At 50.4% G+C, this 9310-nt stretch carries 12 protein-coding genes; 1 reads left to right on the plus strand and 11 read right to left on the minus strand.

Features of this window, described 5'->3' with window-relative positions; translation table 11 throughout:
* The 11 genes from BZK42_RS26955 to BZK42_RS27015 form a co-directional block, all read right to left on the minus strand.
* The coding region (locus tag BZK42_RS26955) for an ArdC family protein (protein ID WP_080861191.1) at positions 1–640 on the minus strand (640 nt) is incomplete at its 3' end.
* A gap of 142 nt (positions 641–782) precedes the next feature.
* Positions 783–1103 (minus strand): hypothetical protein, encoded by a 321-nt coding sequence (locus BZK42_RS26960; RefSeq protein ID WP_080861194.1) that lies wholly within the window; start codon positions 1101–1103, stop codon positions 783–785.
* Between the two features lie 68 nt (positions 1104–1171).
* Positions 1172–1618, minus strand: a complete 447-nt coding sequence (locus BZK42_RS29100; RefSeq protein WP_211280448.1) for a post-segregation killing protein PndC — start codon at positions 1616–1618, stop codon at positions 1172–1174.
* Positions 1619–1911: 293 nt separating this feature from the next.
* Positions 1912–2226: a hypothetical protein gene (locus tag BZK42_RS26970; RefSeq protein WP_080861202.1), complete on the minus strand. Its 315-nt coding sequence runs from the start codon at positions 2224–2226 to the stop codon at positions 1912–1914.
* Positions 2227–2368: 142 nt separating this feature from the next.
* On the minus strand, positions 2369–2746 hold the full coding sequence (locus BZK42_RS26975; RefSeq protein WP_249025181.1) for a hypothetical protein: 378 nt from the start codon (positions 2744–2746) through the stop codon (positions 2369–2371).
* Between the two features lie 127 nt (positions 2747–2873).
* Entirely contained in the window at positions 2874–3302 is a 429-nt protein-coding gene (locus BZK42_RS26980) for a hypothetical protein (RefSeq protein ID WP_080861206.1), read from the minus strand.
* A 90-nt stretch (positions 3303–3392) separates the two neighbouring features.
* Positions 3393–3695 (minus strand): hypothetical protein, encoded by a 303-nt coding sequence (locus BZK42_RS26985; RefSeq protein ID WP_080861209.1) that lies wholly within the window; start codon positions 3693–3695, stop codon positions 3393–3395.
* 803 nt (positions 3696–4498) lie between these two features.
* Entirely contained in the window at positions 4499–4969 is a 471-nt protein-coding gene (locus BZK42_RS26990) for a hypothetical protein (RefSeq protein WP_080861212.1), read from the minus strand.
* On the minus strand, positions 4953–5876 hold the full coding sequence (locus BZK42_RS26995; RefSeq protein WP_080861215.1) for an integrase domain-containing protein: 924 nt from the start codon (positions 5874–5876) through the stop codon (positions 4953–4955). The genes BZK42_RS26990 and BZK42_RS26995 overlap by 17 nt, the downstream gene beginning before the upstream one ends.
* A 1262-nt stretch (positions 5877–7138) precedes the next feature.
* Positions 7139–7672: a DUF2913 family protein gene (locus BZK42_RS27005; protein WP_346190205.1), complete on the minus strand. Its 534-nt coding sequence runs from the start codon at positions 7670–7672 to the stop codon at positions 7139–7141.
* A gap of 531 nt (positions 7673–8203) precedes the next feature.
* Positions 8204–8509, minus strand: a complete 306-nt coding sequence (locus BZK42_RS27015) for a hypothetical protein (protein WP_080861222.1) — start codon at positions 8507–8509, stop codon at positions 8204–8206.
* A gap of 255 nt (positions 8510–8764) precedes the next feature.
* Here BZK42_RS27015 and BZK42_RS27020 point away from each other — a divergent pair, with 255 nt between their 5' ends.
* Positions 8765–9049: a PerC family transcriptional regulator gene (locus tag BZK42_RS27020; RefSeq protein ID WP_080861225.1), complete on the plus strand. Its 285-nt coding sequence runs from the start codon at positions 8765–8767 to the stop codon at positions 9047–9049.
* Positions 9050–9310: the final 261 nt, after the last annotated feature.

The raw sequence follows: 9310 nt of genomic DNA on the forward strand, positions 1-9310 counted from the left end.
ACGTCAGGGGCATGACTATCCGGTCTGCCACCGGGGTGTAGTACGCCCGGTCCTGGAAACGGGGCTCCAGCTGTACACCGGTTGCCTCCAGCATCGTCTTAACATCCGCCAGACGTTCGGGGGAAACAACGGCGTAATCTTCACCCGGTCGTCCGGTACCGTCATCCGGCTGCATGAGTGCCGGCAGACCGTCACACTGCGCCACGTTAAACAGGTTAAGCTGGCGCAGCATGGGGACGGTCTCCTTCAGCGGATTACCATCGGTATCGTACAGCCTGTTACCGTGTTCATCCTCTGCCGGTTTTGTCCAGTCCTTATAGATAACCGCGAGACTGCCGGTTTCACCCTTACGGACCTGACCTCCGGCTTCCTGCGCCTGTCGGTACGTCAGCCAGAGGTTGCTGGCATAACCGCCGTCAACGGCGGCCATCCACAGCAGCAGCACATTCACTCCGCTGTAGCAACGTCCCGTCAGGGCATTCGACGGTAAACCACCCGTACAGACCTGCCCGGCACTCTGCCACGGCCTGCGCCAGGGTGCAGTACCCTGTTCAAGCGCGACAACAAGACGGTCAGTCACCATCTGATAAACATCAGCATGCGTCGTCTTTCCGGATGAACCTTTTTTATGTTTTTTCACGGGGAACTCCTCATAATAAAGGCGCACCCCGGCCGTGACGCGGCAGGGTAACGCCACGTCACGATGGTTCCGGTATCGCCGCCAGGCGACCGTCCGGAATATAAAGTTAAAAATCACCGGCAATCACTTACCGGAACCAGGGTCAGTCTGCCGTTACCGGCGCATCATCACTGAGACGCCGGTAAATCAGCTCACCCTCCGGACTTCTCGTTACCGACAGGTCCGGTTTATACACGCCGGGCGTGTTATCTTCCGGCGCGATCCGTTCAATATACTGACCACCAGGCTCCATAAACTTTGCGGCGGTCACCAATTTGTTCCTGTCGGTGATATTCCAGAAATCACTGACCAGACGGGTAGTCTCGTCATGACTGAAGTCGGCGGGAACCTCCACCACTTCTGAAAATTCCACCCGCACAATCTGATGCACAATAATCAGTTTCGTGCTCTTTTGTTCACTCATCTCAGTTTCTCCGTGTGGTTCAACCGGGATGCCCTGCCGGGGCTTATCCCGGTCAGGGTGTGATTATGTTATGCAGCCCGGCGCGCAGCATTGCGCAACGCCTGGCGTAACGGACGGTACTGCCATCCGCGGTTCGTATGGTATTTCACCATCCAGCAACTGCCGTCATACAGGTAGAAATACCCGGTCGTCGAATCAGACTCCCCCTCCATCGAAGCCTCCGCGTCCGGATACACCCGCGCAGCGGTCTCATCAGCAGGGCAGCCTGCATCACGTGTCCAGTACACCGTCACGCCCTCCACAGGCGAGTCGCCTGTATGGCCTTCCGGTTTATCACAGCGCGCCCGCAGACAACTCATATTACCCGGGGCAATCAGCGCCTCAGCCTTCTCCTGGCTGTTATAGTGCTCCACAAGTATCCGCCCGTTATGCTGCAGATACCCGTCCTGGTGGCAGTACACCGAACGAACCATACCGTCGCGACATACCACTGAAATAATGCTGTGTGTTGACATGAAAATTCTCCTCACTGATATCAGGGAGAGCTTTCCCCCGGAAGGGAAAATCCCCCTCCGGGTTATCCGGTTAACCGGATCGTGGTGTAAAAACCGGCATCAGACTGCCAGCCGGATATCATGGTAAATCTGTCTGCGCTCACCCGGAGAATGCCGGGCTTCAGCAAACAGTTCCTTCAGCTCACGGCGGTTGCCGGAGAACGCACGCCTCAGCGGCTCCGCTGAGCGGAAGAACATGTCACAGTAACATGACGCAAGCTCCTCGCCGGTCTCTGTCACCGTCACGCTGAACTTTATACGCAACAGGTAAAACCCGTTGTCAGCGTTGCTGAATCAAACTCCTGACTGGCAGGGAGTCTGATGCTGTAGTTAACGCCCCCGGTCGGATGCATACGATGCCTGAAGAAATGGAAATACCCTTTCCGGAACCCGAACATCCGGACTTCGCGTGTCTCCATGTACTGCCATACCTCGCCAAAATGCTCAGCGACGGCTGGCTGTGATAATGTCCGGTTCGCTTTATGCTCCCCGAGCGCATTCCACATCAGATGCCATTCATTGCAGTCCGGGTGGACAAGTGTGATGCCGTTAAATGAGTTTGTGGTCATACGAGGGGTCCTCTCCTGAAAAATATAAAGAAAGGAGATAACCGCCCCTGTGAGGGAGGTATCTCCCGTCACGGGTCGTTAAACAGCAGCGTGCGATACACTCGCATGTAAAACCGGCGTCAGGCTGCCAGCCGTATGTCGGTCAGTTGTATATCCAGCCATCCGCGCCGGCTTCATAAATGGCCCGGTCAGCCCGCGAATCATACATCCCCTCTTTCACTGCCTGCTCCCAGACCGGGGCGCATAACGCCAGCCCCATCCGGTTCAGCGTGTCCAGCAGTTCCTCTCCGGCTGTCGTCAGGGGCGCAATGGTGCCCGCCTCCAGACCGTCCAGAAATTCACCGCAGGCCATGCCGCTGCTATAAACTGAGCATTCAAAAATCGGTTCTTCATCAGCCTCATCGTGCGGCGGATAAAGACCGGCGTTCTGAAACGCCCGGATACTCAGCAGCTCACTCTCAAGCAGACATAGCCAGCAAAAGGCGTCTGTCGCGGTATTCAGTGTCGTCGTCATCAGCATGCTATCTCTCCGAAAAATGGGGAGAGATAACATCCCCCCGGGGAGTGTTATCCCTCCGGGATGGTTAAAACGTTGACGACCACAACGACATGATGCAGCCGTTGTGGTAATGAAAGTTACCGGATGCTCAGCGGTCAGCAGTGACCATACTGACGCATTCACCGGCCGTCCGGAGGTCATAAGCATTCCGGAAGCCGCTGCTGCGACCCTCGCACCAGACACTTTCGTCAAGGCATGCCCCACGATGCTCCAGTTCCTGAATTATCCACGCCGGCCAGCGGGATGAAAGCCCCTGAAAAAGCCCCCATCCCAGACAGTGCGCGGCATAAAACAGTGTTTCTTCAACAAACAGTTCCGCCCCCGGAAAAGCTTCACCGCCGTTACGGGATGTCTGTTTCAGAACCTCTCCTGCCAGCCGGATATCGGTGGCAACATGCATCATAAGCCGTACATCCGATGCCATCTGGCGCAGCCACGGTGGGACCGCACGCTGTGACGGCAGAAGCACCATCAGTACATGTAAAAAACGGAAAAGCACGTTGAGTAAAAAAATCATGGAGTTCTCCTTCATCTGAAATCAAAAGGAGAAAACGCTCTCCCGTGACGGAAGTGTTTTCTCCCGCAGGGACAGTAGTGATGTGAACAGTCAGGCCATTTCCCAGGCATAACGCAGATGCGCCAGCTGGCAGGCCTGATGGTGCGCCACGCTCATGGCGTGACGGAAGGTGTCGTACGTACCACAGTCCATCACCTTTTCATAAGAAAAGGTCAGAAGGGTATAGCCAGTACGCTTACTGACGAGTGCACGGAATCTGCCATATTCATCCTCGCGTACCACAGCCCGGAAGCTGAGGTAACCCGTATGATTGGCAATCCAGTCACCCGATGTGCAGGTATCATGAGGCAGCAGCCGGAATAAGGCTCTGCTCAGTACAGTGATGAGTCGCATGGTTTTCTCCAAAAAAAACGGAGAAAACCTTCACCGGTTGCGGGGGAAGTTTTCCCCGCAAGGGCTGGTATATAAAGGTTACAGCCTGAAAACACCGGAACTGTAACACGGCAACGCTGTGCCGGATGTAAGAAGATATCTTAATCGCAGTAAACTTCACTGCGACAGCCGTTTCCAAAGATTAAAGGGCTGTACCGTCCGAAGACGCCACCTCTCAGGCTATGGTGGCATTGGTGTACGGTTACCCGAAGGCGTCTCTCTCAAACCGCTGAAACATTGGTGTGCAGTCACCCGAAGGCGTCTCTCTCAGACTGCTGAAACATTGGTGTGCGATCACCCGAAGGCGTTCCTCTCAGATCACAGGAACATTGGTGCGTTGCATAAGCAACGTAGTAACATTCTGATGATAACCAGACAGCAGACAAAAATTCAAGACGTACGGTGATGTTTTTTTGTGCGTTCCAGAAATCGCCGCAGCCCCGTATCATTACACTAAACTGTCGTCACCGTATTCAGCTTTACCGGATACGGGGCTGCGGGGAACGGAAGGAAAGAAAACGACTGCACATCACTTCGCCGGCACCCTGTTTGAAACAAAAAATCACTGCAGCGTCGTATGCCCGTTTCCTGACAAATCGTTATTTTATAACCCGGTGGCATACGACGCTGCAGGGTCATCCGGATTATTTACCCGCCACTGACTGTCCCGATTTTATAAACAAAAAACCGCTGCTGTACTCCTGATATGAGTACAGCAGCGGGTGTAATACGTACCATCAATTTTTCAACAGTCCGGTAAATCATTATTTATGTACAATCAGTTCCCCTTTCTCATCAAATAAATCACCGAACTGTCTTTCCACTATTTTCTTAACATTAGCTGAACCATAATCCGGATCATACTCGCCGGTATCAAGTTCACTGACCAGTTCCGGAATCACCGGTATTATACACTCTCCTGTTTTCAGTTCAGGAACATTAACGGGTGGTATCACGCTTATAATACCGCCCATTTCCGACACGTTGCCTTTACGGATAAAGAAATCGTCGTCATTCTCATTAAAAAACACATCACCAAAATAACGATATATCATTTCACACGTATCCAGTTCAGTCAGCGGCGTTACACAGACAAATTTTAAAAGAACCTCATCGTATCCGTTTTCAGGTAAATCAGTGCTCTCACTGATGTATTCCAGTGATTCAATATTCATTAAAATGCAATGCGCCATATAACACTCCTTATTTAAAATAAAATCATTCATCATCAGCATCTGTATTTCTGAAATAAACCTGTTTCACATATCGTCCCCTCCCGTCACCATGACCTAAATCCATTGACACCTGTGCATATATTTCACGCTCCGTATATCCTTTATTCTCATAAAAACTTCTGGCTTCCTGTGAAAAATGATAGCGCATACTGTGAGGCGCTTTTTCTCCCGTCAGTCCGGCACGACGTAAGTAATAACGGTACGTGTCGATCGCCTTTCTGATATCCGGACGGTCAATCAGTTTCCCGTTATTTTCCTTCATAACGTTTTCGGCATAGCTGATTGCCCGCCTTACGGCATCCCTGTCCACAATAACGGTATTACGGGGCCGGCCACCTTTCGTACCGAAAACAACACGTACGGAATTCTGACCCGTTTCCATTGCCCGTTTCCACGTCATTACGGATTTACAGGATTCCACCGCTTCCTTATTTCTTAATCCCAGCGTATAAGAAAGCAGCATGGCTGCCGCCACGCCCCGGTTATTTTTTTCAACTTCCTTAAATGCTTTATGAAACTCTTCCGGACTTAACGGTAATTTTGTCCCCGCCCTGCTGCTTTCTTCCAGTCCGAGCGCTTTATTACTCAGCAACGGATTATCCGGGTCAGCCAGTTTATAACGACCGGCCTTATTTAAAGCGCCCCGGATGGCCGAACGTTCATTCTGGATCGTACGCACGGAAATACCCTGTTCTTTCCTGAACTGAAGATACCCGACGATATGACGGGTTTTTATACTGTCCGTATGACGCAGTTTAATCCCGTTTTCACGAAGGTAATTCAGAAAGTATCCGGCAATACGCATACTGTCAGCTGCCGTGGCGTAGCTTCTGCCCGCATCCCTGGCCAGCGTGATGAAATCGCGCCTGAACTGCTCAACTTTTGAACGTGCTGATTTATTCTTCATACTCCACCCTGCCTGAATTCTGCTGAAAAAAAGACACACCTGCCCGTCAGCGCATTCCGTCCGGTCTGAACACCTTTTCGTGCTCCTGATGGAATGGACTGTCGTAACGCATTAAAAATATTAGTTTTTCGTCGTCACAGACGTTCCCTGCGTGTCGGTGCGTTCGCCTTCCTGGCTCGTCTGATATTGTGTAGCAGGGTAACGCTATGTTGAGTTTTTACAGGAGTTCAACCAGTACGCAGTACGGTGAATTTAACTCCCCGTCAGTTATCACTGACGCCTCAATATCATGACGAAAAAAATCCTCCATTAATCATTATGTTAAGTTTCATTTCCGGAACCTTAACTGGTGGTTAAATAATGGCCCTGAGCGGCCGTCCGTGATAAACGGACGCGACGGGCGTGGTAAAAGACGTTCCTGCAACGCATTTATCTGACTGCTCTCCACGAGTTAATGTCCGTTTTTGACAGGTCGTGAAATCAGGAAATACGTATTACAGACGTTTGCCGCTTCGCGGCGTCACTTGGAACTCGTTTCACTCGTACGCAAGTGACGCCGCGCATGCTCAGACTGGTCGTTGCATGGTCCGGAAGATGCCCCAAATGTTGTGACGCCCGTCAACGTTTTAAAACGTTGAACGTCAGCGCACGCCAAATGGCGGCATACCCGTACATGCAGAAGATTGTCTGAGCAGGCAGCTCAAAAAGTAGAAAGTCAGGAAACACGGACGTAATCCGTTCCTGATTAAGAATGGACACTAACCTTCGGTAAAACAGTATGTTAACCATTCGCCGAAAAGACAGTGCTCTGTCGTGTATCTGAAGCTGAAAACCTCAGTACAGCATCCCCGTTGCGCCCGGGGAAAGATTCGTTCTCTTCTCCCGTACATCGTAACAGGAGACTGGCGTAACACCCGCAGGTGATTTTTTACGCAAAAGTTTAAGATATCTTAACCACAGTAAATCTCACTGCGACAGCCGTTTCCAAAGATTAAAGGGCTGTACCGTCCGAAGACGCCACCCCTCAGGCTACGGTGGCATTGGTGTGCGGTTACCCGAAGGCGTCTCTCTCAAACCGCTGAAACATTGGTGCGCAGTCACCCGAAGGCGTATCTCTCAGACTGCTGAAACATTGGTGTGCGATCACCCGAAGGCGTTCCTCTCAGATCACCGGAACATTGGTGAGAAGCATCAGCTTCTGTAAAACAGGGTAATGTTAGATCAACCCTTCTGTTCAGATCAACTCCGATCATCAAAAAATTTTATCGCGCTTCCGTTCCGGTAACTGGCTCCGGCCGCAGATAAAAATAATATCGCCCCTCACCCTGACATTCTGTTCTGACCGGAAGATAATTATCCTCAAATATCTTCGCCGCCATTTTTATATCACCGCAGACCCGCAGTTTCAGTGCGCCTGTCAGCCTGCCATTAAGGTCAAAACTGATTTTTACTGCACTCTCATCCATAAAGATTAAATTCTTATCTTCACCGAAAGTTTCACGCTTCAGTATCTTCCACTTCGCCGGCGTCAGCAGATATCCCTTCCAGCCCACATTCTTCAGTATTTCCATTACCCGGGTAAAACGAAAATAATCGGCCTGTCCGCTGATATTTTTCTGGCAGGTGGAATAAATATACTCCAGTTTTATTCTCAGCCCTGCATGATGTCCTTTCAGTCTGCCGTCATTTATCAGCCAGTTCATTTTTACTGAAACCGTCCGGGGGAAAATCTTCCTTTTTTTCGCTGTCGCCAGCCAGCTCATAATAAAAAGATGCTCTGAAAGTTCAGATATTATTCTTCCGTCACGTCAGGTCATTTTTATGGCAACCAGTGCGCTCCATGAAAATGATTCTAAAATTTCACTTCTGTCTCTCATTACTCACTCCGGTTAATCATTCACCGCAATATAAAACCCCGCCAGTAATCATCTTAATCTTTCATAAATCTGATTCAATATTTTTGACATTTTATTTATTACGTTCATTAGCGGACTGTCTCCACTTTTTTCTCACTTCTTTTCCCGGTATTAGCCCGAAACTGTATTCACTAAACGTATCTTCATCCCTGAAATATCCATACCCGCGCTTAATAAACACACCCCGATACAGTTTCAGACAGGATATAACATCACTTAAATCAGACTCCGTTATCTTCGTTTCCGGAAGTTCATTTACCTGACTGAAAAGCTCATGCTTAAATATCCCCGGATGTTCACATATCAGAGAATATACCAGTTCGGACAGTCCGGGAACCACTCTGCTGCTCATTGCCACCTCTGATATCTTTACCGTACAGGGTTACTTCTGCGACGAAAAAACGAATCTGATTAACAGTCACTATTCCGGCTCTTGTCTGTTTTACTGCCCTTCGGCTGATATTCTTCAGGAAGATAAATCACCGAAAAATACTTCACGGGCCGGCTGCCTCCCCGGGTCTTCTCATAGGTTCCCCGAAGCGCACAGCGTATTCCGTCTGTCCGTCTCATTATTCCATGAATAACAAGACGTGCCGTGTGAATATGCAGCCTGAAGCGTTTCGCCACTTCTTTCGCCGTCACTTCCCTGCCCTGTTCATACACCCAGTGGGCCGTTTTTCTTTCCAGTATTTCCTGCTCAGCCTGGTTTAACGCCAAAATGATCCCCCCACTGTCTTTATGAATGTTCTTTCATATGCAGCCAGGAATAATCAAGACGGGACTTGCAACCCTCCTTCTGAAGGAGATATCGTTCTGCTGTTGCGGTGCTGAGGGCTTTATCCTGTATAACACCTGACGTTGACAGAGATATCGGTTGCTGTTTCCGGTATACCGGCACCGCAACAACTTTTCTTATTACTGGTTCTCACGCAGACTGAACTACCGGTGTGACCACTTCCCGGGGCGATCGCAATGATTCATGACGAAAAAGCACAAAAACTGGAGCAGGCCGGATTATATCGCCGCGCAGCCGCACGCTGGCTCACCGTTCTGGACGGGTGTCGTGATGCGTCTTCCCGCGAATGGGTTGCCCGCCGACGTCTGTGGTGTCTTCAGCAGGCTGAGGTTCCGCGTCCCGTCACCGAGACCTTCGGGGATATCCGCCAGGCCGCCACCGCGCTGCAGAAAAAAATGGGACTCTGGCAGCCTGACGGGGATGCCTTCAGAACAGTCAAAAAACATTCGGCGCGAAAATGACCGGTACTGCCACTGCCGCTATTGTAACGGACGGATGAAGATGAAAATCAGACTTGCATTCTCCCGGCAGCATTCCCCACACTCTTACTGATGAGCCTGGTTATCCGAATCAGGCTGGTTATAGTCCATTATATTTATATGAGCACTTCCCGTTTGCGAAGTACCGGAATACAAAAAACGAATGAGATCAGTTGCAGTTTTATATTCGACCTTATTGCAGCCTGCGCTGCGGGCCTCGATAAGATCCGCGTATCCGCACCT

Source organism: Citrobacter braakii (assembly GCF_002075345.1).
Taxonomy (GTDB): Bacteria; Pseudomonadota; Gammaproteobacteria; order Enterobacterales; family Enterobacteriaceae; genus Citrobacter; species Citrobacter braakii.